The 26,765-nt window shown below is 51.8% G+C and carries 20 protein-coding genes; 14 read left to right on the plus strand and 6 right to left on the minus strand.

The genetic code is table 11. The annotated features are described in order from the left end of the window. The first annotated feature begins 69 nt into the window (after positions 1–69). The 5 genes from purL to glnB all read left to right on the plus strand — a co-directional run bounded on the left by purL (position 70) and on the right by glnB (position 8,838). On the plus strand, positions 70–3,957 hold the full coding sequence (gene purL / locus ACKQAD_RS17435) for a phosphoribosylformylglycinamidine synthase (protein WP_409161284.1): 3,888 nt from the start codon (positions 70–72) through the stop codon (positions 3,955–3,957). A 707-nt stretch (positions 3,958–4,664) separates the two neighbouring features. Next, positions 4,665–6,101: a sensor histidine kinase gene (locus ACKQAD_RS17440; RefSeq protein ID WP_409161285.1), complete on the plus strand. Its 1,437-nt coding sequence runs from the start codon at positions 4,665–4,667 to the stop codon at positions 6,099–6,101. Positions 6,102–6,121: 20 nt separating this feature from the next. Next, positions 6,122–6,958: a two-component system QseEF-associated lipoprotein QseG gene (gene qseG, locus ACKQAD_RS17445; protein WP_409161286.1), complete on the plus strand. Its 837-nt coding sequence runs from the start codon at positions 6,122–6,124 to the stop codon at positions 6,956–6,958. Further along, entirely contained in the window at positions 6,955–8,292 is a 1,338-nt protein-coding gene (glrR, locus tag ACKQAD_RS17450; protein ID WP_409161287.1) for a two-component system response regulator GlrR, read from the plus strand. Before qseG ends, glrR begins: the two co-directional genes overlap by 4 nt. Before the next feature lie 207 nt (positions 8,293–8,499). Beyond that, positions 8,500–8,838 (plus strand): nitrogen regulatory protein P-II, encoded by a 339-nt coding sequence (glnB, locus tag ACKQAD_RS17455; protein ID WP_409161288.1) that lies wholly within the window; start codon positions 8,500–8,502, stop codon positions 8,836–8,838. Positions 8,839–8,917: 79 nt separating this feature from the next. Here the strand turns inward: glnB and pemA are convergent, their stop codons facing one another. Both pemA and paeY read right to left on the minus strand, forming a co-directional pair. Beyond that, a complete protein-coding gene (pemA, locus tag ACKQAD_RS17460; RefSeq protein WP_409161289.1) occupies positions 8,918–10,024 on the minus strand; it encodes a pectinesterase PemA in 1,107 nt (368 codons plus the stop codon). A 96-nt stretch (positions 10,025–10,120) separates the two neighbouring features. Then, a complete protein-coding gene (gene paeY, locus ACKQAD_RS17465; RefSeq protein ID WP_409161290.1) occupies positions 10,121–11,779 on the minus strand; it encodes a pectin acetylesterase PaeY in 1,659 nt (552 codons plus the stop codon). 644 nt (positions 11,780–12,423) lie between these two features. On the opposite strand from paeY, the gene glyA reads away from it, so the two are divergent. The 7 genes from glyA to ACKQAD_RS17500 all read left to right on the plus strand — a co-directional run bounded on the left by glyA (position 12,424) and on the right by ACKQAD_RS17500 (position 20,647). Continuing rightward, positions 12,424–13,677 (plus strand): serine hydroxymethyltransferase, encoded by a 1,254-nt coding sequence (gene glyA, locus ACKQAD_RS17470; protein WP_409161291.1) that lies wholly within the window; start codon positions 12,424–12,426, stop codon positions 13,675–13,677. 393 nt (positions 13,678–14,070) lie between these two features. Next, positions 14,071–15,231: a 3-phenylpropionate MFS transporter gene (locus ACKQAD_RS17475; protein ID WP_409161292.1), complete on the plus strand. Its 1,161-nt coding sequence runs from the start codon at positions 14,071–14,073 to the stop codon at positions 15,229–15,231. 44 nt (positions 15,232–15,275) lie between these two features. Continuing rightward, positions 15,276–15,935: a DUF1007 family protein gene (locus ACKQAD_RS17480; RefSeq protein WP_409161293.1), complete on the plus strand. Its 660-nt coding sequence runs from the start codon at positions 15,276–15,278 to the stop codon at positions 15,933–15,935. Continuing rightward, positions 15,926–16,999 carry a nickel/cobalt transporter gene (locus ACKQAD_RS17485; protein WP_409161294.1) on the plus strand — a complete coding sequence of 358 codons (1,074 nt, stop codon included), beginning with the start codon at positions 15,926–15,928 and terminating at the stop codon, positions 16,997–16,999. Before ACKQAD_RS17480 ends, ACKQAD_RS17485 begins: the two co-directional genes overlap by 10 nt. Before the next feature lie 118 nt (positions 17,000–17,117). Beyond that, positions 17,118–18,245 (plus strand): ABC transporter substrate-binding protein, encoded by a 1,128-nt coding sequence (locus ACKQAD_RS17490; protein WP_409161295.1) that lies wholly within the window; start codon positions 17,118–17,120, stop codon positions 18,243–18,245. A gap of 338 nt (positions 18,246–18,583) precedes the next feature. After that, positions 18,584–20,236, plus strand: coding sequence for a methyl-accepting chemotaxis protein (locus ACKQAD_RS17495; RefSeq protein ID WP_409161296.1), 1,653 nt, complete (start codon positions 18,584–18,586; stop codon positions 20,234–20,236). Between the two features lie 87 nt (positions 20,237–20,323). Further along, on the plus strand, positions 20,324–20,647 hold the full coding sequence (locus ACKQAD_RS17500; RefSeq protein WP_409161297.1) for a hypothetical protein: 324 nt from the start codon (positions 20,324–20,326) through the stop codon (positions 20,645–20,647). A gap of 153 nt (positions 20,648–20,800) precedes the next feature. Here ACKQAD_RS17500 and ACKQAD_RS17505 read toward each other — a convergent pair whose 3' ends face one another. The 4 genes from ACKQAD_RS17505 to suhB all read right to left on the minus strand — a co-directional run bounded on the left by ACKQAD_RS17505 (position 20,801) and on the right by suhB (position 24,762). Further along, entirely contained in the window at positions 20,801–21,601 is an 801-nt protein-coding gene (locus ACKQAD_RS17505) for an ABC transporter ATP-binding protein (RefSeq protein ID WP_409161298.1), read from the minus strand. After that, entirely contained in the window at positions 21,598–22,680 is a 1,083-nt protein-coding gene (locus ACKQAD_RS17510) for a FecCD family ABC transporter permease (RefSeq protein WP_409161299.1), read from the minus strand. The genes ACKQAD_RS17505 and ACKQAD_RS17510 overlap by 4 nt, the downstream gene beginning before the upstream one ends. Positions 22,681–22,686: 6 nt before the next feature. Then, on the minus strand, positions 22,687–23,805 hold the full coding sequence (locus tag ACKQAD_RS17515; RefSeq protein ID WP_409161300.1) for an ABC transporter substrate-binding protein: 1,119 nt from the start codon (positions 23,803–23,805) through the stop codon (positions 22,687–22,689). A 153-nt stretch (positions 23,806–23,958) separates the two neighbouring features. Then, positions 23,959–24,762, minus strand: coding sequence for an inositol-1-monophosphatase (gene suhB, locus ACKQAD_RS17520; protein ID WP_225085420.1), 804 nt, complete (start codon positions 24,760–24,762; stop codon positions 23,959–23,961). A gap of 425 nt (positions 24,763–25,187) precedes the next feature. Here suhB and trmJ point away from each other — a divergent pair, with 425 nt between their 5' ends. Together trmJ and iscR are read left to right on the plus strand one after the other, a co-directional pair. After that, positions 25,188–25,913, plus strand: coding sequence for a tRNA (cytosine(32)/uridine(32)-2'-O)-methyltransferase TrmJ (gene trmJ / locus ACKQAD_RS17525; RefSeq protein WP_409161301.1), 726 nt, complete (start codon positions 25,188–25,190; stop codon positions 25,911–25,913). Between the two features lie 119 nt (positions 25,914–26,032). Beyond that, entirely contained in the window at positions 26,033–26,527 is a 495-nt protein-coding gene (gene iscR, locus ACKQAD_RS17530; RefSeq protein WP_180741757.1) for a Fe-S cluster assembly transcriptional regulator IscR, read from the plus strand. The last annotated feature ends 238 nt before the right edge of the window (positions 26,528–26,765 follow it).

Consider the following 26,765-nt stretch of genomic DNA (forward strand, 5'->3'; position numbering starts at 1 on the left):
CGTTTCCCCCCTGTTGTGCCCAATGGCTGTATCGCAGCCAGTGCATCGAAGACGAGAGAATTTTAGATTATGGAAATACTGCGTGGTTCACCTGCTTTATCGGCTTTTCGTATTAATAAATTGCTGGTCCGCTGCAAAGAGCACGTTTTGCCGGTCAGCGATATCTATGCTGAATACGTACATTTCGCCGATGTCAGCGCCCCGCTGAACACCGATGAACAGGCCAAACTGACACGTTTGCTGAAGTATGGTCCTTCTCTCGCGGAGCATGAGCCGCAAGGTCATTTATTATTGGTCACGCCGCGTCCCGGCACCATTTCGCCGTGGTCTTCCAAAGCAACGGATATCGCCCATAACTGTGGATTAAGCAAGGTACTGCGTCTGGAACGCGGTCTGGCTTTCTATATTCATGCGCCTACGCTGAGCGATGAACAATGGCAGCAACTGGGGGCATTGCTGCATGACCGGATGATGGAAAGCGTATTTAGCGACCTGAAACAGGCCGAAGCGCTGTTCTCTCATCATCAGCCTGCACCTTTCAAACGCATCGAAATTCTGCTGCAAGGGCGTCAGGCGCTGGAAGAGGCTAACGTCCGTCTGGGACTGGCATTGGCGGAAGATGAAATTGATTATCTGCTGGAAGCCTTCGCCAAACTGGGGCGCAATCCTAACGATATCGAGCTGTATATGTTCGCACAGGCGAACTCTGAACACTGTCGCCACAAGATCTTTAATGCTGATTGGGTGATCGACGGTGTCGCTCAGCCAAAGTCACTGTTCAAAATGATCAAAAACACGTTTGAACACACGCCCGATCACGTTCTCTCTGCCTATAAAGATAACGCCGCTGTCATGGAAGGTTCCGCCGTCGGTCGTTTCTACACGGGTACTAACGGGCAATATACTTACCATCAGGAAGATGCACATATCCTGATGAAAGTTGAAACGCATAACCACCCAACCGCAATTTCGCCGTGGCCGGGTGCTGCAACGGGCTCTGGCGGTGAAATCCGCGATGAAGGCGCTACAGGCCGTGGCTCCAAGCCGAAAGCGGGTCTGGTGGGCTTTTCCGTCTCGAACCTGCGTATTCCCGGCTTTATCCAGCCGTGGGAAGAGGAAGAGTTCGGCAAGCCAGAACGTATTGTCAGCGCGTTGGATATCATGACTGAAGGCCCATTGGGCGGCGCGGCATTTAACAACGAATTTGGTCGTCCTGCACTGACGGGCTATTTCCGTACCTATGAAGAGCGCGTTGATAGCCACAATGGCGCAGAGCTGCGTGGCTATCATAAACCGATCATGCTAGCGGGCGGCATTGGTAACATCCGCGCCGATCACGTTAAGAAAGGTGAAATCAGCGTTGGCGCCAAGCTGATTGTACTGGGCGGACCGTCCATGAATATCGGTCTGGGCGGCGGTGCGGCATCTTCTATGGCATCAGGTCAGTCTGATGCGGATCTGGATTTTGCTTCGGTACAGCGCGATAACCCGGAAATGGAGCGTCGCTGTCAGGAAGTGATCGACCGCTGCTGGCAGTTGGGGGAAGCCAACCCGATCCTGTTCATTCACGATGTCGGTGCAGGCGGCTTGTCCAACGCAATGCCGGAGCTGGTAAGTGACGGTGGCCGCGGTGGTCGCTTTGAACTGCGCGATATTCTGAACGACGAGCTGGGCATGAGCCCGCTGGAAGTCTGGTGTAATGAATCGCAGGAGCGCTACGTTCTGGCTGTTGCGCCAGAGCAACTGGCACAGTTTGATGAAATTTGTCGTCGAGAGCGTGCACCTTATGCGGTGATTGGTGAGGCGACGGAAGAATTGCATCTGACGATGAACGATCGTCATTTCAACAACAAACCTATCGATTTACCGCTGGATGTGCTGCTGGGTAAAACGCCAAAGATGTTGCGTGACGTTGAGCGCAAGCAGGTTGAAGGTACGCCACTACAGCGTGATGACATCTATCTGGCTGAAGCGGTCGAACGCGTGCTGCACTTGCCTGTGGTAGCAGAAAAAACCTTCCTGATTACCATTGGCGACCGCTCTGTTAGCGGTATGGTGGCACGCGATCAGATGGTTGGCCCGTGGCAGGTGCCAGTAGCTGACTGTGCCGTGACTACCGCCAGCCTGGACAGCTATTACGGTGAGGCGATGTCTATCGGGGAACGTGCACCAGTTGCGCTGCGTAACTTCGCGGCATCCGCGCGTTTGGCCGTAGGTGAAGCGTTGACGAACATTGCCGCCACGCATATCGGTCCGCTTACCCGCGTGAAGCTGTCTGCGAACTGGATGGCGGCCGCAGGACATCCGGGCGAAGATGCCGGACTGTACGACGCGGTGAAAGCCGTGGGCGAGGAACTGTGCCCGGCACTGGGTCTAACGATCCCGGTCGGTAAAGATTCCATGTCGATGAAAACCCGCTGGCAGGAAGGTGGCGAAGATCGCACGGTTACCTCGCCGATGTCACTGGTGATCTCAGCGTTTGCGCGCGTGGAAGACGTGCGTAATACGGTCACGCCACAGCTGCGTATCGGGCAGGATAATGCGCTGCTGCTGATCGATCTGGGGGCTGGCAATAAGGCACTGGGCGCGACGGCACTGGCACAGGTTTATCGTCAACTCGGTCGTAAGACGGCTGATGTTCATAGCCCAGAGCAGTTGGCGGGCTTCTTTAATGCCATGCAACAATTGGTTGCGGACAACGCACTTTTGGCTTACCACGACCGTTCAGATGGCGGCCTGCTTGTTACGTTGGCAGAGATGGCGTTTGCAGGGCATTGCGGCATTACCGTCGATATTGCGTCTCAAGGCGAAGATACGCTGGCGACATTGTTTAACGAAGAGCTGGGGGCCGTCATTCAGATTCCAGCCGCACGTCGTGCCGAAGTGGAGGCCGTTCTGGCGCTGCATGGTCTGGCCGATTGTGTGCATTACCTCGGTGAGGCTGAAAAAGGAAAGCGTTTCACCATCAATCAGGGTGCAGAAGCGATCTATCAGGAAAGTCGTTCGACGCTGCGACGCTGGTGGGCTGAAACTAGCTGGCAGATGCAGCGTCTGCGTGATAACCCGCAGTGTGCCGATCAGGAACATATTGCCAGACAGGATGATAACGATCCCGGTCTTAACGTGTCGTTGACCTTCGATCCGCAGGAAGATATTGCTGCACCTTATATCGCTAAGAATGCCCGGCCTAAAGTGGCCGTCCTGCGCGAGCAGGGCGTGAACTCTCATGTAGAAATGGCGGCAGCGTTCCACCGTGCTGGTTTTGATGCGATCGATATCCATATGAGCGACCTGTTGGCGAATCGCCGTAACTTGCAGGATTTCCAGGCGCTGGTTGCCTGCGGTGGCTTCTCTTACGGTGATGTGCTGGGCGCAGGTGAAGGCTGGGCTAAATCTATTCTGTTCAACTCCCGCGTGCGTGATGAATTCGCTGAATTCTTCCTGCGTCCGCAGACGCTGGCTCTGGGCGTATGTAACGGCTGCCAGATGATGTCCAATCTGCGTGAGCTGATTCCAGGGGCCGATCTCTGGCCGCGTTTTGTCCGCAATAAATCTGACCGTTTTGAAGCGCGCTTCAGTCTGGTCAAAGTGGAGAAAAGCCCATCGCTGTTCATGAACGATATGGCAGGCTCGCGCATGCCGATTGCTGTTTCACACGGTGAAGGACAGGTTGAAGTTCGCGACGATGCGCATTTAGCGGTGATTGAAGAACGCGGCCTGGTAGCGCTGCGTTACATCAACCACTACGGGCAGGTCACTGAGAACTATCCGGCTAACCCGAATGGCTCACCAAACGGTATTACGGCGATAACCAGCTCCAGCGGCCGTGCAACCGTCATGATGCCTCACCCTGAGCGTGTGTTCCGCACTGTCAGCAACTCTTGGCACCCAGAAGAGTGGGGAGAAGATGGTCCGTGGATGCGTATGTTCCGCAATGCACGCAGACAGCTTGGCTGAGTGAATGTCTGATAGTGAAGGGGCTTCGGCCCCTTTTTCACGTCCCGTTTTCTCCATTTGTCGTTTTTTCGCGACGGGTTGGTTTTTTCTGTCTCTAATTGGTGACATTTAACTGTTTGATTTATATAAGATGCATGACTATATTATAAAGCTGTCTGTTTTTAGCGACATAAATCGCCTTTTTGCCACACACTTTCGTTATTGTTACCCTGGATAATGGGTTTTTGGGCGAGAGTTAAATTAAAAATCATTTATAATCATGGTTTTATTTTTTATCGTCAATGCTTGGCATGATAAGTGCTATATAACTCACGTTGCTCATTCAACTGGTTATGATTGCGTTGCTGACTGGCAAATATTTTCGCTCATAACATCTGGAATGATGCCAAAAGAAAGGGTGCCTATCGTCCACCAGACCGATAACAGGGCGTGAAAACGAACGTTATCAAGCATCGGGCGACACGTTGAGTGAGGCACCGCCTATTCAATTACGCGGCCAGAGGGAGCGATTCTTCTGGCCGCGTGACGTTTGACTCCCCGTCACCCATCCTCCTGAGAATCCCCTTGATTGCTTTTTACGGCGTTACTTTTTACGACGTTATATTGTCATTCACGCCGTATTGCGAAGCGTCGCGCGTGTTACAAGGGAAAACGTTGAACTTTTATAAGACTCGGTTAGCATCAATGCGGATTCGATAGGTAACGAGATGATTTCTTTGAAACGATGGCGTTTATTCCCGTGTTCCCTGCGGCAATTAGTTATTATGGCGTTCTTATTGGTGTTGCTGCCGCTGTTGGTGCTGGCCTACCAGGCTTACCAAAGCCTGAACATGCTGAGCGAACAGGCTGCCGATATCAACCGGACAACGCTGGCGGATGCCCGCCGCAGTGAGACGATGACCAGCGTGGCGCTGGCGATGGAGCGTAGTTACCGGCAGTACTGCGTATTGGATGATCAAACGCTAGCGGCGCTCTATCAGAACCAGCGTAAACAGTATTCGCAAATGCTGGACTCCCACGCGCAGGTGCTGCCCGATCCCCGCTATTACCAGACGCTGCGTCAGCTTCTTACTCAACTCAGCGAAATACGCTGCCATAACAGTGGCCCGGAACAAATTGCATCCAGCCTGTTGGAAGGGTTTTCTCGCGCTAACGGACAAATGGTGCAGGTAACGCGTGACGTCGTGTTCTCCCGCGGGCAACAGCTCCAACGGGCTATTTCCGAACGCGGCCAGTTCTTTGGCTGGCAGGCGTTGCTCTTATTTCTGGTCAGCGTGCTGTTGGTGGTACTCTTTACGCGGATGATTATCGGCCCGGTTAATGGCGTAGAACGAATGATTAATCGCCTCGGGGAAGGGCGTTCGTTGGGCAACACCAGCACGTTCAAAGGCCCGCGTGAGATTCGGACGCTGGCGCAGCGCATTATCTGGCTGAGTGAGCGTCTGTCCTGGCTGGAGTCGCAGCGACATGAATTCTTACGCCATATTTCCCATGAACTCAAAACGCCGCTGGCGAGCCTGCGGGAAGGCACCGAACTGCTGGCCGATGAGGTGGTTGGCCCACTGACAGCCGACCAGAAAGAGGTTGTCGCTATCCTCGATAGCAGCAGCCGCCATTTGTTACAGTTGATCGATCAACTGCTGGATTATAACCGTAAGCTGGCGGATACGCCGACTGAACTGGAACAGGTTGAAATTGAAGAGATTGTCGATATTGTCGTGTCGTCCCACAGTCTGCCAGCCCGCGCAAAAATGATTCATACTGATGTCACGCTGGCCGTTGAGCACTGCTGGGCGGAAACGACACTGCTGATGCGCGTGATTGATAATCTCTATTCCAATGCGGTGCACTACGGTAAGGAATCCGGTAACATTTGGATTTATAGCCGTCAGGTTGGCAATCGCGTTCAAATTGATGTTGCCAACAATGGTACGCCAATCCCCGATGCAGAGCGGGGAATGATTTTTGAGCCTTTTTATCAGGGAAGCCATCAGCGCCGTGGCGCGGTTAAAGGAAGCGGGTTGGGACTAAGCATCGCGCGTGATTGCATTCGTCGTATGCGTGGTGAGCTTAGCCTGATTACTGTGGACTATGCTGATGTGTGTTTCCGCATCGAGCTGCCCTTGCTTTCCGATAATGAATAACGTCCGAGAATGAATAGATAATGAATGCATGGTTTATAAAGGGATGGCTTGCGAATAACGTTTTTTCCCGTCTTTTGAAGACGGCGATGGTGTCGTCGCCGCTCGTTTTGGCTGCGTGTAATAGCCATATAAACAATGGCACGGCACTGCTGGAAACAGAAGCGATGCCGCCGAAAGAGCAGGTTGCCGATTTCCGTATCGCGCAATGCGAGCACCTATGGCAGATGGACGATCGTGAATCCATGAATAACGCGCTTTACTGGCTGCGGGCGATGGACTGTGCCGGACGTTTAACGCAATTCCAGGCCCGTGAGGAAGCTGACCAGGTCGCGGGGGATAGCTGGGATAGCGTATTTAAGCAGGGCATTCTACTCGATAATGCCGGTATTACTCAGGCGGAACGACGTCAAATGCTGGAACAGATCAATGTATACCGTCTGGCTTTCCCTGCGGCGCTGCGTCCGCTGATGCAAACCTGGCGTGACAGACAAACGTTGTTTCTGGCGCTGTCGGATGAACGCCTGCGCTATAAGTGTTTACAGGAATCCAGCGACAAGCAGTTAGACGCCCTACGTGTTCAGCAAAATCACCTGCAATACCAGTTAGAAACGACCACGCAGAAACTGGAAAATCTGACGGATATTGAACGTCAGCTGTCGTCGCGTAAGCAATTGTCGGGGGAAATGCCGGATAACGATATCGATCGCCGTGACGGTGCAGGTGTGAATCGAGACGGTTCGCGTAATTCGGCAACGAAATCCAGAAATGAGCCAGTGGATGCGGATGACACCTATACGCCGCCGATGGAATCGCATACGGACAAACCGACGACGAAGAAGGAGTCAACAAGACAATGACAGCCCGAAAAACGGCAAGTTTATTGCTCGTGGATGATGACCCCAGCCTGTTGAAGCTATTGGGTATGCGCCTGACCAGCGAAGGATTTAGCGTGATAACGGCGGAGAGCGGCCAGGATGCGCTGCGACTGTTGACGCGCGAGACGTTCGATTTGGTGATCAGCGATCTCCGTATGGACGAGATGGATGGCATGGCGCTGTTTTCCGAAATTCAGCGCTATCAGCCGGGAATGCCGGTGATCATTTTAACCGCTCATGGTTCGATTCCCGATGCCGTGGCCGCCACACAGCAGGGGGTTTTCAGCTTCCTGACGAAGCCCGTTGATCGTGATGCGCTCTACAAAGCGATCGATGAAGCGCTGGCATTGTCCGCGCCAGCAGGCGATGAGAGCTGGCGTGAAACTATCGTGACACGCAGCCCGATTATGTTGCGCCTGCTGGAACAGGCCAGAATGGTTGCACAGTCGGACGTCAGCGTGCTGATTAATGGCCAGAGCGGAACCGGGAAAGAGGTACTGGCTCAGGCCATTCATGCGGCAAGTCCGCGCGCGAAGAAAGCCTTTATTGCGATTAACTGCGGCGCGCTGCCGGAACCGCTGCTGGAATCTGAACTGTTTGGACATGCAAAAGGCGCTTTTACCGGTGCGGTCAGCAGCCGTGAGGGGCTTTTTCAGGCTGCGGAAGGCGGTACACTGTTTTTAGATGAAATCGGCGATATGCCGCTGTCCCTACAGGTTAAGCTACTGCGCGTTTTACAGGAGCGAAAAGTTCGCCCGCTGGGGAGCAACCGCGATCTGGATATTGACGTGCGGATTATTTCCGCCACGCACCGTGACTTGCCGAAGGCGATGGCGAAAAACGAATTCCGCGAAGATCTGTATTATCGGCTCAACGTGGTGAATATGAAGTTGCCAGCGCTGCATGAACGTGCTGAAGATATCCCGCTGCTGGCAAATCATCTGCTGCGTGAATCCGCCAATCGCCACAAGCCTTTTGTGCGCACCTTTTCAACCGATGCGATGAAGCGCTTGATGACGGCAAGCTGGCCGGGTAACGTGCGTCAACTGGTGAATGTCATTGAACAGTGTGTGGCGCTGACTAGCGCGCCAGTCATCAGCGACGCGTTGGTGGAACAGGCGCTGGAAGGGGAAAACACGGTGCTGCCAACGTTTGTTGAAGCGCGCCATCAGTTTGAACTCAACTATCTGCGAAAATTATTACAGATCGCAAAAGGTAATGTGACGCAGGCTGCGCGAATGGCTGGGCGTAATCGAACGGAATTTTATAAACTGTTGGGCCGCCACGAGCTGGATGCCAACGATTTTAAAGACTAGTGCTGAAAGCACTGTCAGTACGCTCGCAGCGTATGCGGGGTGGGTTAATCTACATTAGTCGCGTTGCGTGACAAAACGTGAGCGTTTTGAACAACGCACCAGCAATCTGGAGTATGACGGAATAGATTGTCCGCCTGAGTTCTGACATGCTGCTTATTTGCTGATGCTCGGCTTTGGCCGCTACATAGATAACACAAAGGTTCCTCCATGAAGAAAATTGATGCGATTATTAAGCCGTTCAAACTGGACGATGTGCGTGAAGCGTTAGCTGAAGTGGGCATCACAGGGATGACGGTAACGGAAGTGAAAGGTTTTGGTCGTCAGAAAGGCCACACTGAGCTGTATCGTGGTGCAGAATACATGGTCGATTTTCTGCCAAAAGTAAAAATCGAAATTGTTGTGGAGGATGATATCGTCGATACCTGCGTGGAAACCATCACACAGACTGCGCAGACAGGTAAAATCGGTGACGGTAAAATCTTTGTCTTTGACGTGGCACGTGTTGTCCGTATTCGTACTGGTGAAGAGGACGAAGAAGCGATTTAATCGTCTCGCCTCGCGTTGTTTCGTTTTAGAAGCCAGCCTGATGAGGCTGGCTTCGTCACATTGACTTCTACTCTAACTTCTACTTCCCTTTAGGCGCGGTGGGAACCCAGCCTGCCAAGACCTTGTCTGCGGTGTATTCCGCTGCTTCCGCATCGCTTAACTGACGGCGCTGATCGTTTTTCTCTGCTCCTTTACCGCTGGATTTATACTCGAAAAAGCGTGAGTCCTGCGGGTGGAACCAGATTTTCTCGCCTTGTTTATCTTTGCCGGACATTTTGTCCCAGCCATAGATGTGGTCGCCCATGCTGGTGTTCAGGAATACCGTTTGGCCGATCGCGTTAGGATCGGCATAACGACCATCCTCAAAAGTAGTAGTTGGATGCCAGGGGCGACCCAGACCATAGCTTTTCACCGGGACGTCTTTTTCTTTAATCACCCGGCTATTGATAATGACCAGTCCATATTTTTGCTTAATGTCGGTGCTGGGGGCAGTGAGATAGCCGATCGGCTGCTCTTTCACGTCAGTGCGATTACGTGCGACGATGTCACAATCGTCAAACAGTGCAGTGCCGTTGCCAAAGATGAAATCAACGGTGCCGCTGATCCGGCATTGCGAGAAGAAGCTGCGCCCGCCTTTTACATATAACGTGTCTTGATACCCTACCAGACTGACATCATGGAACCACGCACGATCGCTATTTTCGGCAACCAGTAGCGCAACGGCCTGCGAGTCTTTTAATTTTGTCGGATCGTCGTTGGCTTTGGCCTGATTGGCGGGGTAATCGAAATCATTGCGGATGGTCAGCGAACGGGCGCTGAAATCGGGGGCATCGACTTTCACCGTGTTACTGCCATAGGTGCCCCATTTGCTGCCATCGGGTTTGAGCGTACCGGCGGCGGTGTTTGCCGCGATCACGGTGCCGTCACGGCTTTCGCCTTGTAGATGAATGTTAGGGCGCGTAATGGTCAGGCGTTCGTGGTATACGCCATTTTTCACATAGATAACAAAGGGTGAGCTGTCTGCCGGGGCGCTGGCGATGGCTTCAGTAATGGTTTTATAGGCGTTGGCATCCCCAGCGTTGCTGGAAACCAGCGCATTGTAGTCGGCTGCCTGTGCTAACGACCACGGGGAGGAAATTAACATGGCTAGGGCCAGCGTCTTGCAGAGGTTTGAGGCTTTTATCATGTCCAGCATCCTGTAATCGGTAAGGTCAAGGGAGGTAACGCGTGGCGTGAAATATGCCGCGCGCGGTTCTGTCTTATCGTTTTGTCTAACTGATGACTACTTGTGTTTGCTGGCCATTTTTTCCGCCAGCGCTGCTAATGCGGGTTCCTGTCGGATGGCATCAGCGATAATCCCAGCCACGGCGATAGCCCCTTTTTTCTGAAAATGGGTGGTATCCGGTTTGCTTAAACTGCCAGCCTGATTGCGATAAAAAGGGTATTTTTTGGGATCGACCACCAGCCAGTACTGTTTCCAGTGGTCGCTATTGCCCTGATTCGCCAGTGCGATAGTGTCAGGTTCCACGTCCAGTAAAATTACCTTGTTATCTGCTGCTGTATCCTTGATGGTCTGGCTGTAATCGCCGATGAACGCATAACCGTTATCTGCATTTTGTCTGGTGAAATGGCTGCGTACGGCTGGTGTGCCCTCTTTGCCCTCAGCCGTTTTCACTCGCGTGGTCGGGGTAAGCAAAACCGGTGTGAGTTTGTGCTGGCGGGCGAAGGTGATGTAGCGCTCCAGAGATGTCTGGAATGACATATCGGCTTTGCCCTGCGGTACCTGTTTTTTCCCTGCGGCATCGTTTGGGTAAGTACAGAGGTTAGCAACATCAGCAGGGCCACGTACCGCTTTTGCCCCATTGCAGTTTTGATCGTTATGTCCCATTTGGATAAACAGGAAATCGCCTTCCTTCATGAGTGGTTGCATCTGGCGGAACCAGCCTTCGTAGAAGTAGTCGCGTGAGCTACGGCCTGAACGCGCGCCATTGACGACTTTTACGCCGCTGTTTTTACTGAACTGTTGTTCAAAAACCTGTCCCCATCCCATGCGTGGGAAACGTCCCTTTTCATAGGTTGCCGCAGTCGAGTCGCCGATGATGAAAATACGGGTTTGCGCTTTCTGAATCGTGTCCAGATTCTGGCGAGCAGAGCGATAATCCAGCGGTTCATAGTCGCCTTTATCGTTCAGGCCGACGATCGGGTGGAACGCGCTGTCGGTCAGCACCGTATGGCCTGAGTAGCCCGTATTGTTGTGATAATTACGGTTATGATTAATGACGCTGACGATTTTGGTGACTGCCTCCTGCTGAGCGGCAGGATAGGTCAGGGGATCGAAGCGTGTAGGAGCGCTGATGCCCACCTGTTTTAACGCGTTATTGAAGCCTGAGTGGAAATCCGCATAGGCTTTTTTCCAGGCTGCGGCGTCCAATTTCGGTGATGCCGTGTCGTCCGTTAGCTGCTGTGGACCGATGTAACCCGCCGCCACCGCGACATCGGAGGTAATGCGGTCAGTCAGCGGGTTGATATTGGCAATATTTTCTTTCCCGTCATGCAATGTAGGGGCGATAGCGGATAGGCAAATGGCACGAGGAATATTATTCAACAGGCAGTTATTGCCGCCGGACTCAATGGCTAAAAGGCGTAACGGCGGCGTGAGGCCTGAAATATCAAGGTGATACTTTCCTTGCTCATCCGTATTCGTCTGTCGCTTCTGGCCTTGTTGATCTCTGATGATGATAGTGGCAGGCAGATGAATATCCCGAACGGTGACGTTACCCGATAAGCCGGTTTTTTCACCTAGCATTGCACCTGACAGTAATTTAACGCTGTCCTGCACGGTGCTCTGCTGTGTAGCGGCGGAGGTTTTAGCGTGTAGCAGTGTGAAAGGTGCCGAAAGAATTAAAGCTAAAGCGACACTTTCTGAAAAACGTTTTGCCATGGTCAGACATATCCCTTGTTGGTTAATCGAAAACCGTTAATGATCCAAGCGTTATCAAAGCGGGTCGCTGTTTTTTATCATTCTTGTCACGGCCTTTAAAGAAAACATCGGGTTTTTATTGTGCACCCAAGCCGGCTCAAGGGTGATGCCTAAACGCAGGTCCTTTTGATGAAATAAATGCCCATTAAAAGTGAAATGCTATTTTAATAAAGCGTGATTTTTTGTGACCCATCTCTTTTTTAGCGGAACGCTTGTGTATGAGCACATAAATTTGTGATCAATAAAGTGTTTCTGAGAAGGTGATTCTCTTAAAGATGAAAAAAGGCTGCAAAAGCAGCCTTTGGGTTTGCCCGTCACTGTAAATTACTTTTTAGTGGTAGGTTTTTAGGCGGGAACCAAAAGGAATAACATGAAGGAATAGCAGGTTGAGAATGAAGAAAAATCCGTTTACCACCACGCGGCTCATATTTGCGGAAGCCTTGTGCTGCCTGTAGCTAATCGTTTGCGTAAAAACCTCTGTCAAGACCTATCTTCATTAGGGAAAAACGGTTTACACTATACGACATTCCTCAAAAGGGTAGCCCAATTCCCAAATGGGCCATTAATTCCCAGTATATTTATGTTAGCTGAGTCAGGAGATCCGGATGTTAAAGCGTGAAATGAACATTGCCGATTATGATGCCGACCTGTGGCAAGCAATGGAGCAAGAAGTGGTGCGTCAGGAAGAGCACATTGAACTGATTGCGTCAGAAAACTACACCAGCCCACGCGTTATGCAGGCTCAGGGGTCTCAACTGACGAACAAATATGCTGAAGGTTATCCGGGCAAACGTTACTACGGCGGCTGTGAGTATGTTGACGTGGTTGAGCAACTGGCTATCGATCGTGCGAAAGCGCTGTTCGGTGCAGATTATGCCAACGTGCAGCCGCACTCCGGTTCTCAGGCTAACTTTGCGGTTTACACCGCGCTGCTGCAACCGGGTGACACCATTCTGGGTATGAACCTGGCGCACGGTGGTCACCTGACGCACGGTTCTCCGGTTAACTTATCGGGTAAACTGTATAACGTCATTCCTTACGGTATCGATGAAAGCGGCAAAATCGACTACGACGAAATGGCGGAACTGGCGCGTACGCACAAGCCAAAAATGATCGTCGGCGGTTTCTCTGCCTACTCTGGCGTGGTTGACTGGGCTAAGATGCGTGAAATCGCTGACAGCATCGGTGCTTACCTCTTTGTCGATATGGCGCACGTTGCTGGTCTGATTGCCGCAGATGTTTACCCTAACCCGGTTCCTCATGCTCACATCGTGACCACGACGACGCACAAAACGCTGGCTGGTCCACGCGGTGGCCTGATTCTGGCGAAAGGCGGCGACGAAGAGCTGTACAAAAAACTGAACTCTGCGGTTTTCCCGGGTGGTCAGGGTGGCCCGTTGATGCACGTTATCGCGGGTAAAGCGGTTGCGCTGAAAGAAGCGATGGAGCCTGAATTCAAGGTGTATCAGCAGCAGGTCGCGAAAAACGCCAAAGCGATGGTTGAAGTCTTCCTGTCACGTGGTTTCAACGTGGTTTCTGGCGGAACCAGCAACCACCTGTTCCTGCTGGATCTGGTTAGCAAAAACCTGACTGGCAAAGAGGCTGATGCTGCGCTGGGTCGTGCGAATATCACTGTGAACAAAAATAGCGTGCCTAACGATCCGAAGAGCCCGTTCGTAACTTCCGGTATCCGTATCGGTACGCCAGCGGCAACCCGTCGCGGCTTTAAAGAAGCGGAAGTGCGTGAACTGGCTGGCTGGATCTGTGATGTGTTGGATAACATCAACGACGAAGCGACCATCGAGCGCGTGAAACAGAACGTTCTGGATATCTGCGCCCGCTTCCCGGTTTACGCATAATTCGGTAGTTTCTCTGACATCACGGTCGGAACACTTCCCCAACGCCAGCCTGTGTGCTGGCGTTTTTTATGGCGGCCATCCCTGGCCGCCACCCTTACGGGCCGTCGCAAGCGACGTTGAAAAACGTTCCCTACGTTTTTATGGCGTGCCATCTTTGGCCGCGCCCCTTACGGACGGTAGCTGGCGTAACATTAAGAATTTCACCCGGAAATTTTTATGCCTGTTGAGCGGGTCGGTACTCTCGTTTGCGTTTTATGGTGAATAACGCGTTGCGCCGTCGCATGCTCTCTGACAGAGTAATCGGCAAAAAAGAGTAACCAGTAAAGAAATATCGCGTTTGCGGCGGTTCATAGGATGGTGAACGGGAGTGTTCGCCATCGAAAGGGAGAGATCATGGTTTTACAATCGACGCGCTGGCTGGCGCTGAGCTATTTCACCTACTTTTTTTGCTATGGCGTTTTCCTGCCATTTTGGGGCGGGTGGCTGAAAGGCGAGGGGTTATCTGCCGAGTCGATAGGTATGCTGTTAGGAGCGGGTCTGGTAGCGCGCTTTGTCGGCAGTCTGGTCATCACACCCAGCGTCAAAGATCCGTCCAGATTGATTACGGTATTACGTGGTCTGGCGTTGCTGTCACTGGTGCTGGCCGTCGGTTTCTGGCTAGGCAATGCCTGGCTGTGGCTGATGATCGTGATGATCGGGTTTAACCTATTTTTCGCGCCGCTGGTGCCGTTGACGGATGCGTTAGCGGCGACCTGGCAGCGGCAGATCGTGATGGATTATGGCAAGGTGCGGGTCTGGGGCTCGATCGCGTTTGTCATCGCTTCTGCGGCGACGGGCGAACTGGTCGCTATCTGGGGACACCCCGCGATTTTGGCAATCCTCAGCGCGGGGCTGGCTGTCATGCTCTTAGGCATGCTGCTTCGCCCCAGCGTGATGCCGCAAGCGGCAGCGTCAACAGCGCAGTCGGTTAGCGTGACGCCGTGGAAAGCTTTGCTGACTGAACCCGCAGTATGGCGTTTCCTGCTGTGCGTATCTCTGCTACAGGGCGCACATGCGGCTTACTATGGTTTCAGCGTCATTTATTGGCAGGATTCGGGCTATTCCGCCTCAATTATCGGCTATCTCTGGTCGCTAGGCGTGGTCGCGGAGATTGCTATCTTTACCTTTAGCCAGCGCCTGTTTCGACGCTGGAGCGCCAGACAACTTCTGCTGCTCTCGTCCGTGTGTGGCGTGGTGCGCTGGGGGCTAATGGGGTCGACGGTGGCTCTGCCGTGGCTGATTGTGATACAGATATTGCACTGTGGCACGTTCACCGTATGCCATCTGGCCGCTATGCGCTTTATCGCAGCGCGTTCTGGTGGTGACATTCTGCGGCTACAAGCAGTGTATTCCGCTCTGGCGATGGGCGGGAGTATCGCGGTGATGACGATGGTGTCCGGTTTTCTGTTTGAACATTTGCTGGGGGGGACGTTTTGGGTGATGGCGTTGCTGGCGGTTCCTGCACTGTTTATCCGGCCTTCTGTCAGCCACCATACTGTTGTCGAAAAAGCGTAAGAAAGTGGCACATACTGTCAAGATAACGTAGTGTGGTAAAAATAATGTTACATTATAACACTTTGAAATGGTGGTGCGGACGGATAATGTTGCTGATGACAGGTTTGGCATTTTGCCAACCTGTTTTCGCTCACCCACACAGTTTTATTGATATGCAGACGACAGTTGAGAGCCAGAACGACAACATTACCGGTTTACGCATGCAGTGGACGATGGATCCTATCACCTCTGCTGACCTGTTGTATGACGCAGGGAAGGCGAAGAAGGATTCTGAAGTCTGGAAGAAACTGGCGGCAGACGTCATGGCGAATGTGTTAGGGCAGCACTATTTCACTGATATTTATCGTGATGGTCAGCCTGTAAAATATGCGCCGATGCCAACCGAATATCACCTTTCCCGCAAAGGCAATCAGGCGGTATTGGAGTTTGTGTTGCCGCTGGCGCATCCACAGCCGCTTGTCGGAAAGCCTTTGCTGATTTCTACCTACGATCCTACCTACTTTGTTGATATGTCCTATCAGAACGAAAAGGCTGTTACGCTGGCACCTGCGCTGGTTTCACGGTGTAAAACCTCGCTCGTCACGCCGGAGCCTAATGCTGAATTGCAATCCTATGCGCTGTCGTTGGATAAGAACGATGCGCCGGATGAAGACATGGAACTTGGGAAACAGTTTGCACAGCGGGTGACGTTGCAATGTCAGTGAACCTCGGCTCGCTGCCGCGTCAGCGCCCGTTGTTGAGCCGACTGCGCGATCTGTGGCCGCTGTGGCTGTTTTTGGCACTGCTGGCTTCGGCACTGCATTACATCGTCGGATACTGGCCGCAAATCGTGCTGCAAAGCGCGATCTGGCAGAAATCGCTGCATCAGCAACTGTCGCACCTGTTGCAAATGGTGGAGCAGCAGCCGCATCAGGCAGGATTGAGTCTGATGATGTTCAGTCTGGTCTATGGCATGCTCCATGCCGTCGGGCCGGGGCACGGTAAAGTTGTTATCATGACCTATCTGGCGACACACCCGTCGAAGCTGAAAAGCAGCCTAAAGTTGACGCTTGCAGCGTCGCTGGTTCAGGGGCTTATGGCGGTGGCACTGGTGACCGTGGTGCTCGGTATTTTACAGTTGTCGAGTCGAACGTTGCATAACAGCAGCTTCTGGATGGAAAAGGGGAGCTTCGTGCTGGTCGCGGGGCTAGGGCTGGTACTCTGTTTTCGTGCGTTAAAACAGCTCTATATTGTCCTCGTGCGACGGCCTAAACCGGCGACTATCTTACGTGTAACCCCGCTTCATCCTTCCACGGATAGACCGATGACGCTTCGTCCTACCCCCGTTCTATCTCCTTCTCTGCATCAGCACGATGCCGACTGTGGCTGCGGGCACCGCCATCTACCGAGCAATGAGGAACTGGAGCGTGATAGCAGTTGGCGCACGCGTCTGATGATTGTGCTGGCGATGGGAATGCGCCCGTGCTCAGGTGCTATTCTGGTACTGCTTTTCTCTAAGGTGATCGGCGCCTATCTGTGGGGCGTTGCTTCTGCATTGGTGATGGCTGCCGGAACGGCGATCACCATCTCGGCACTGGCCGTGTTGGTTTTTTACTGCCGTCGCGTCGTTGAGCGTTTAGGTGCAAATCGTGCATCGCCTGTATGGCAACGTGCAACGTTTTCTCTTCTGGCGTTTGCTGGCGGGCTGATTTTGGTTGGTTCCGGCGTCCTGCTTTACCTCAGCGCCCAGCCCGCGATGATGGGCGGTATTCGGCCATTCTCCGCCTGATTTTACTTTTTATTAACCTCGCACTAAAAACCCATTGCCGCCGATAATCACAGCGGGATACCATTTCAATAATGATAACCATTATCATTTATGACCATGATCGCAGAAGGGAATAATAATGAAGAAATGGCTGTTCTCAGTCGTTGTTCTATTAGGGTTGGGTGCGAGCGCCATCGTCAACGCTAATCCGATTGTTATTGAAGATGTTAGCGGCAGGAAAGTTGAAATTAAATCCGAAGTGAAGCGGATTATTTTAGGCGAGGGACGGCAAATTTATCTGCTGGCGGCCTTTGATACCGAAGCCCCGTTCCAGCGCGTGGTTGGCTGGCGTGACGATTTGCCCAAAGCGGATTACGACGGCTATCTGGCTTATGAAAAGCACTATCCGGAAATCAAAAAGTTACCAACCTTTGGGGGCGCGAAAGATGGCACCTTCAACGTCGAGCAGGCGCTGACGCTGAAACCGGATTTGGTGTTGATGAATCTGGAGTCAAAAGCGGCGACGGATGAAGGCAAACTGATAGAAAAGCTCAACTCGCTGGGTATTCCGGTGGTGTTTATCGATTTCCGTGAGAAGCCGTTTGAGAATGCCGAGAAAAGCATTCACATCATGGGGCAGTTGGTAGGCAAACCCCAGCGGGCGGAAGAGATTATTAAATTCCGCCGTGAGCAGATTGAGCTGGTCACCGATCGGTTGAAAAACTATCAGGGTCCACGTCCGAAAGTGATGATCGACCGTGCGGGCGGCTATGACGAAGAGTGCTGTATGTCATTCGGTGATGAGAACTTTGGCCGCATGGTTGAAGCCGCCGGCGGTGACAACATTGCCAAGAACATCATCCCCGGCACGTTTGGTACGCTGAACCCCGAGCAGATTATCAGCTCTCGCCCGGATGTGGTGGTGGTGACAGGAGCGAACTGGAAAAACTACAACACGGCGAATGGCTGGGTTGGCGTTGGGCCAGGTGCCGATCAGAAAGAAACGCTGCAACGCCTGCAAAAACTGATGGAGCGTTCAGCATTTAAAACGCTGCCTGTTGCGACTAACGGTAACGCTCATGCGATCTGGCATCAGTTCTATGACAGCCCGTATCAGTTTGTGGCGATTCAGGTGTTAGCAAAATGGATGCACCCGGAGCTGTTTAAGGATATCGATCCTGATGCGACGTTCCGTACCTTCCATGAGAAGTTCCTGCCGCTGCCGTATCAGCCAGGCTATTGGGTTACGTTGCCAGCGAAGAAATAACGCGATATCCGTCATACAGTCAATCCGATAATAAAAAAGCACAGGATCTCACCGTTCAGTGCTTTTTTATGCTTTGTGTGCTTGTTTTTTACCCGTCTTCAACAGTGATGCTGTGTACGCCACGATATGCTTTTTAATTGATAAAAATTAAACATTTTCCTCATTCAAATGGTTTTATCGATCAAATAGCATCAAGAAGACTTTTCCTGCGCCGATAATTGAGCATGTTGGAGGTACGCCTGATTCATCCCGATACAGCATAGAGGGGGAGAGATGCTGTTTCCACAGTATGTAGGATCAGGAAAAATCTAGTAGAAAAGTTCAAGAATGGAGAATTTATGAATATCACACAACGTTTGCTACTGACATTCTCATTGTTATCATTAGCACTCATCGCATTAGTTATCGTTTCTTTATCATTATTATCAGGGTTTCAGTCTCGTTTCGAATATGTTCAGGATAACGCAATACCAAGTATTAAAGATTTAAATAGTTTAGTGGATAAAAGTAACTCTCTGGTGATGTATCTGTATCGGCACCAAACTAACACGGATAACAGTAAGTTCTCCGTTATCGAACAGGGCATTGCCACAACAATGGAAGAGATAAAGGCGCTTAATGAGTATTATCTTAAGAACGATATCTCTTCAGAAGAGGATCGTCGATTGACTGAGGTTGCAATCGATTTGACCAACAAGTTGCAAGCATCTCTGCCTGCTTATTTTAACGTATCAAAAACAAGTCAGGATGATGTCTCTCTTGCTTTACTTCAGGAAAATGGGGGGCCGGGAGAGGTTATACGTAATTTAATCGCCAGTTATCGCAAGCAATTTGACCTAAATGTCAAAATTGGTGATGACTTACGTAAAATGAATACACAGATTTATGACCAAACATGGGTTGGCTTGTTATCTGGCGCACTGTTGGTGGTATTGTTGATTGGTTTCTTTGTCATGAGAACGATCCTGAATATCAGAAAAAGCCTGAGTAATATGAGTCAAATGATGGAGACGGCAAGTACCACTCTTGATTTGACTGTTCAGGCTGATGAGCGGCGTAATGATGAAATCGGGGAAACAGCGACTTCATTTAATCGATTGATGAATAAAATTTCATCTGCGTTAGTATCGGTAAATGTTGCCTCACAATCGGTAAGTAGCGCGGCAACACAGATTGCAGCAGGTAATGAAGATCTGTCTGCTCGTACTGAGGAACAGGCAGCCTCTTTAGAACAAACTGCTGCCAGTATGACTGAACTTAGTGAAACGGTGCGTCAGAACGCAGAGAACACGCAACAGGCGAGCCTGCTAGCGGGGAATGCGAGTAAGATTTCCGCCAATAGCGCGGATTCAGTCAATATCATGCTGAATACGATGGAACATATTCGCACCAGCTCAGGCAAGATCACCGACATCATTGCCCTTATAGAAGGCATTGCATTTCAGACCAATATTCTTGCCCTGAATGCGGCGGTAGAAGCGGCTCGGGCCGGTGAGCAAGGGCGCGGTTTTGCGGTGGTTGCGGGTGAAGTACGCACGCTGGCACAGCGATCGTCCACGGCGGCACGTGAAATCAAAGATTTGATTGATGCCTCAAACTCGTTGGTATCAGCGGGTGTCGAGCAAGCCAGCGACGTAGGGAAAAACATGTCGGCGATGAAAGACGCGATCCAGCAGGTGACAGATTTAGTCAATGAAATCGCTGCGGCGACGGCAGAACAAAGTCAGGGTATCAGCCAAGTACATCAAGCTGTTAATCAGATGGATGATATGACACAACAAAACGCCTCATTGGTCGAAGAGGCTTCTTCTGCATCGCAGTCATTGCAGGAGCAAGCATCCACATTGAGCCAACTGGTAGGGCAGTTTATTATCAGTCACTCAGCCCCGTCGACCCCGTCTCCTGCCTCTGTATCTGCTGCACTACACCTCGCTCCCGTGACGAAGAAAGGAGCAACGTCTCAGGATGAAGCGGACTGGCAGCATTTTTGAGCTCTCAAGCCGCATGCTGTGCAGTGAAACGGCATGCGGCTATTGGCTCAAATTGACCCGTGGTGAAAAACCCAGGGAGATGACGATATGGAATCGACTGAGCACAGTGCGGAAAATCTGGAGGATTATGCGTCTCTGCTGACGGAATTCGAACATATGACCACGTTGCTTACTCAGCTAATGAAAAGCGATTACCGCACGCTCGAACTCTACCTCAATAATTGCCGTCACCTTATTTTGCGATTTACGGCAATTTATAAGCTGCTCGATAAACCAGAGTTCGAACATTATCTGAAGCATCATGACGCGCCGTTATACTACAACGTAAACAGCGTTGGCCTGGCGTTGCGTTTGTTTGAGAACATGCTGACGAACATGCGCGATATGCTTGGCTCTGAACGCTTGTGTTGAATAACGACACCGCCAAAGTCAGCGCAGCGTGTGCGGTATAAGGTGTGTGCGGTATAAATAGTTTGGGCGCGGTGAATGAAATGTCGTAGTGCAGATAAGGTAAGGAAGGAAAGACGGTGAAGGCACTCACCGTCTATTCGTCCGGCAACGTGTTTAGATGGTGGGGTCGCTGACCAATCCGTCGATAATCACCTGCGGCACGCCTTGCGAACAGCGCTCGATGCGTCCGCGAACGCCATAGACCGCAGACAGGTTTGCCGGGCTGATAACCTCGGCCGGTGCGCCGTTGGCAATCAGATTGCCGTTTTGCAGCATCAGTACGTGGTCGCTGTGGCGCAATGCAATATTGATGTCATGTACCACCACCACAGTGATGATGTTGCGCTTACGCGTTTCCTTGCGCACCAAATCCATCACGTGGAACTGATAGTTCAGATCCAGCGCACTGAGCGGTTCATCCAGCAGGAGCAGGGAAGGTTGACGGATCAGCGATTGTGCTAATCCAACCAGCTGTTTCTGTCCGCCGGAAAGCTGATCAAGATAGCTCAACGCCAGATGTTCAATGCCCAACTGACGCAGCAGGCTCATCACTTCATTCTGCTTTTCAGCACTGTGCATACCGCCGGACGCGCGCTGTGCGACGATGATCGATTCCAGTACGTGTAGGTGAACGCCTGCGGGCAGGGACTGCGGCAGATAAACGACTTTTTCCGCTCGCTGAGCGAACGGTAACGTCATCAGGTTGGTGTCATCCAGCCACAGCTCGCCTTCGGAAGCATTCAGCCCTGCCATTGCACGCAGCAGCGTGGATTTACCGCTGCCGTTGGGGCCGAGCAGCACGGTAATTTTCCCGCGCGGCAACTCTGGTACGGACAGATCGCGAATCACCTGACGCTTGGGGTAACCGGCGCGAAAGTGGGAAAGGCGTAATCCAGAAGAGGTGTGCTGGTTCATACGTTTCCTCTGTGGCGCAGGATAATACTCAGGAAGAAGGGCACGCCAACCAGTGATGTGACGATGCCTACCGGAATAATGACGCCGGGGATAAGGTTTTTCGAGGCAACGGACGCCATCGATAGCACCAGCGCGCCAGTTAATGCACTGGCAGGCAGATAGAAGCGGTGATCTTCACCGAAAATCATACGCGCGATATGCGGAGCCACCAGACCGATAAAGCCTATTGGACCGACAAACGCGACGGATATGGCGGACAAAATACTGATACGCAGTAGCGTCGCCAGACGCAGGCCGCGAACGTTAATGCCAAAACTCACGGCACGATCTTCACCCAACCGCAGCGCGGTCAGTTTCCAGGAGCTCATCAGTGAAATTGGCATCACGATAACGAGCACTAACAGCAAGATACCCAGTTTTTCCCACGAGGCGCGAGCCAGGCTGCCCATCGTCCAAAACACCAAACCTTGCAACGTGTCTTCGTTGGCGATGAACTGGAGCATGGAAACCAGCGCGTTGAAGGTAAACACCAGCGCGATACCGAACAGCACGACGCCGGAGGTGGCGACCTGCGTCCAGCGCGTAATCCCATCAAGCAGGAGTGCTGCCAGCAGCGCAAAGACAAAGGCGTTTGCAGAGATAAACCACTGAGCCGGAATACCGGGGATACCGATGCCGAGGACGATAGCCAGCGCGGCGCCGAATGCGGCGGCGGAAGAAACACCGAGCGTAAAAGGGCTAGCCAGCGGGTTGTTCAGGATGGTTTGCATTTCTGCACCCGCCAGCCCGAGCGACAGCCCGACAACAATCGCCATCAGCGCGTAAGGAAGACGAATATCCCAGACGATCACGCGCGTACCCGCATCGGCGCTGGCCGGATCGGTCAGCGTCTGCCAAAGCACATCAAGTGTCAGGCCTGAAGGCCCCATTGTGAAATCCAGTAACAATGAGCCGATGATGATCAACAGCAGTATCGCCATAACACCCACGCGGCGTCGAATGATGCCGCGATAGTTGTCCATAATGGTGTTGGCATCCGTAGCAGGATTGCGGATGCCCGGTTCAGTGGTTGTACTCATGAAAAATTACTCACCTTGTTTCCAGGCAAAGATAAAGTCACTGTCGGGCAGCGAGGTAAAATTCTGAATAATATGGCGATAGGTGTCATCTGGATTCAGGCTGGTAAATGCCTGAGGGTAAATATCTTTCGCCAGATATTCCATTCCGACAATGTTGTAGGGATGGTTGTAGAAATGATGGTAAATACCATAAACGTGTTTAGCCTCAACCGCCGGAATCTGGCTGATACCGGTACGGCTTAACAGCGTATTAGCTTGAGCACGAACGTTTTCTACGCTGGCGCCATAGCCTAACGGCAGCACCTGGCTGTTGCCACGTTTTGATCCCGTCATAATGTAGGCATCAGGTTTCATGCTGATGATTTTTTCCAGCGAGACAAAGCCTGATGCACCCGGCAGCAAATCTGAACCAATATTTTTCGCGCCGACGGCTTCAATCAGTCCACCCCAGCCATTGTGGGCATGGGTAAAACAGCAGGAGTCGGAGTTACCGGCGATAGCTTCGATAAAGATGCTGGGTTTTGGGGTTATTGCGGCGGTTTTCTGCTGAATGGCATCGAAGTGTTTACGGTAAAAGTCCGTGTAGGCTTTGGCATTGGCTTCACGATTCAGAACCTTACCTAACAGGTCGATACTGGGGGCTGTGTCTTTAGCCGGATTAATTTCATAATCGACAAACAGCACGGGAATGTTCAACGCACTGAGTTTGTCAATCACGCCACTTTCCGTCAGTGCCGCCTTGGCGCGCAACTGGGCAATCATCAGGTCAGGCTGTTTTGACAGCACGCTTTCCAGGTCGACGTTGCCTTTGTCACTGAATCCCATATCCAGAATGCTGACGGACTGAGGCCATTTTCCTTTCAGCATGTCCCAAGTGGCGATGTCCTGCTTTTTCGCCAGGTTATTCCAGGCGACCAGACGCTGGAAGGGGTTGTCTCGGTCAAGCAATGCCATCGCCATAATATCGCGGCCATCTTGCAGAATAATGCGCTGTGGCTCTTGTTTAATGGTGACACTTCTGCCGTCGAAATCAGTAACGGTAAGAGGATATTGGGTGGCATAGCTGAAAAGCGGGGTAGTAAGTAGTGCGGTCAGAAAGAGCGATCTTACTGATTTTCTTAACATGATAGCGATCCTAATTCACAATTTTATCAGTGTAATGCGGTTGATAATTATTATCGTATAAAGATAAGCAATGCGTATACAGGATTCATATGTAAAGAAAAATAACAACTCCGACCCTCTTCGTTTTTATGTGGAGGTCGGAGTTGGTCGAGATTAGCGTTTCAGCGCGTCGCTCAGTTCTTCACGGATGGTGCCCAGCATCGCTTTCACCACACGTGGATTACCTGCGACCAGATTGCCGGACGCCATGTAATTATGGCCGCCAACGAAGTCTGTCACGATTCCGCCAGCTTCACGCACCAGCAGCTCACCACCGGCAAAATCCCACGGCTTCAGACCGATTTCAAAGAAACCGTCAACGCGACCTGCGGCAACATACGCCAGATCCAGTGCAGCGGAACCCGTACGGCGGAAATCCGCACAGTGGGTGAATAGTGCACCGATAGCATTGATGTAGCTTTTGCTGTGCTGTTTTAATTTGAAGGGAAAACCTGTTGCCAGTACGGTGCCTTCCAGATCGCGGGCAGTGCTGCTGCGCAGACGATAGCCGTTCAGTTGCGCGCCTTGACCACGGGTCGCGGTAAACAGTTCATTACGCATAGGATCGTAAACGACGGCAACTTCTGTACGGCCTTTAATGCGAACCGCGATAGATACAGCGAAGTGAGGTAAACGTTTGATGAAGTTGGTGGTGCCATCCAGAGGATCGATAACCCATTGTACTGCCGGATCTTCACCTGCCAACTCGCCACACTCTTCACCAATGATGGTATGCTGTGGATAAGATTTGCGGATGACTTCAATGATCAGACGTTCTGCATCCCGATCGACGTTGGTCACAAAATCGTTGCTGCCTTTCTGGCTAGCTTCGACGGCGTCTGGCGTTTCATAGTTTTTGGCAATCAAATTACCGGCTTTACGCGCAGCGCGTATAGCGATGTTGAGCATCGGATGCATGGTATCGGTCCACTGGAATGTTAAAGAACGGAAAGCGGCGCAGAGTATAGCAGCAGAAAAGTAAAATATCTATACACGTCATTCTGCAAGCCGCATGTGCGTTGGCTACACTACTCGGCACACTTGCGTGTGCCTCTCCTCGTTGGGGGCCACTGCAAGCAGCGTTCAAACCTGCCTTTGGCAGGTTTGTCACTCACCGAAGGCCAGCCGTTGACTGGACAAATTCGTTCCAGACGAATTTGTCCTTCATTTGCCGCGTTACGAGGCTTATAAACAAGTCTCGCCCTAGCGGGCCAACGTTTCGCGTTGTTCAAACGTTAGCGTTTGTCCTGCAACTCGAATTATTTAGTGTATAAGTTTGTGTTAAGGTATGGCGATTTCCTTTTCGCACGACTTCCTTCTATCTATCGCACAACAGAGTTCATATGTTAGACAATATTCGCATTGTTCTGGTCGAAACGTCGCACACTGGCAATATGGGGTCAGTGGCCAGGGCGATGAAAACCATGGGGTTAAGCAAACTTTATCTGGTCAACCCGTTGGTCAAGCCTGATTCACAGGCCATTGCGTTGGCGGCAGGCGCCAGCGATGTTATCGGTAATGCCACCATTGTTGATTCGTTCGATCAGGCGCTCGAAGGATGTGGTTTGGTCATTGGCACCAGCGCACGTTCCCGAACCTTACCCTGGCCGATGCTGGAACCGCGTGAGTGCGGCGTTCGTAGCGCGCAGGAAGCCGAGCATGCCCCGGTGGCGCTGGTGTTTGGGCGCGAACGTGTGGGGCTGACGAATGATGAGCTTCAGAAATGCCATTACCACGTGGCGATTCCTGCGAACCCAGATTACAGCTCGCTCAATCTGGCGATGGCGGTGCAGATTATTGCTTATGAAGTGCGCATCGCGCATTTGGATAGGTTACAGGCCGGGCAGCCGAAACATGAAGAATCGCCGTATCCGTTGGTTGACGATCTGGAGCGGTTTTATCAGCATCTTGAACAGACGCTGCTGCAAACCGGATTTATCCGGCCGGTACATCAAGGGCAGGTGATGAATAAGCTGCGCCGCCTGTTTACCCGCGCCAGACCGGAAAGTCAGGAACTTAACATCCTGCGTGGAATACTGAGTTCGGTACAAAAAACACACGCCGAATAATACTTGAGTGTTTTGCTTGGTTAAATAGTTGACTAAAATACTCAGGAATGTCAGACTCGCGGTATGTTCTGCCAATACATGTTTTCATAATACATGTTTTACCTACAGGTACCACTATCATGAGACTGACATCCAAAGGCCGTTACGCCGTTACCGCCATGCTCGATGTGGCTCTGCACTCCCAGGAAGGGCCAGTTCCATTGGCGGATATTTCTGAACGCCAGGGTATTTCACTGTCCTATCTGGAGCAGCTGTTTTCACGCCTGCGTAAGAATGGACTGGTTGCCAGCGTTCGCGGTCCGGGCGGCGGCTACTTGCTGGGTAAGAATGCGAATGAAATCGCTGTCGGCATGGTCATTTCGGCCGTTGATGAATCCGTTGACGCCACGCGTTGTCAGGGGCGTGAAGGCTGCCAGGGTGGCGATCGCTGCCTGACGCACACGCTGTGGCGCGACCTGAGCGACCGTATTACTGACTTCCTGAATAACATCACGCTGGATGAGCTGGTGAACAACAAGGAAGTGCTGGATGTCGCGGATCGTCAGGATGCGGATATTCGCCGCACCGCTAACGGACGTATTCAGGAAACGATCAACGTTAACCTGCGCGCCTGACACACTTTTCAACGTGACGAGTAGATGTTTTACTCGTCACGTTTTGCCTTTCTGATAGCCGCATAATCCTGACCACATTGTCCAATGTGGCATTGGCGTTGGCCCAACTATCACGATGTTGCGCCAACAATAACATCGTCAGATTTTTTGCATTGGCCCGAGAGGTTGCGGGTATAAACAGCCTGTCAATAAAACAAAACGCATTGTACGTTTTGAAGTGATGTACGGAGTTTATGAG

Source organism: Pectobacterium artocarpous, from assembly GCF_046159765.1.
Classification (GTDB): domain Bacteria; phylum Pseudomonadota; class Gammaproteobacteria; order Enterobacterales; family Enterobacteriaceae; genus Pectobacterium.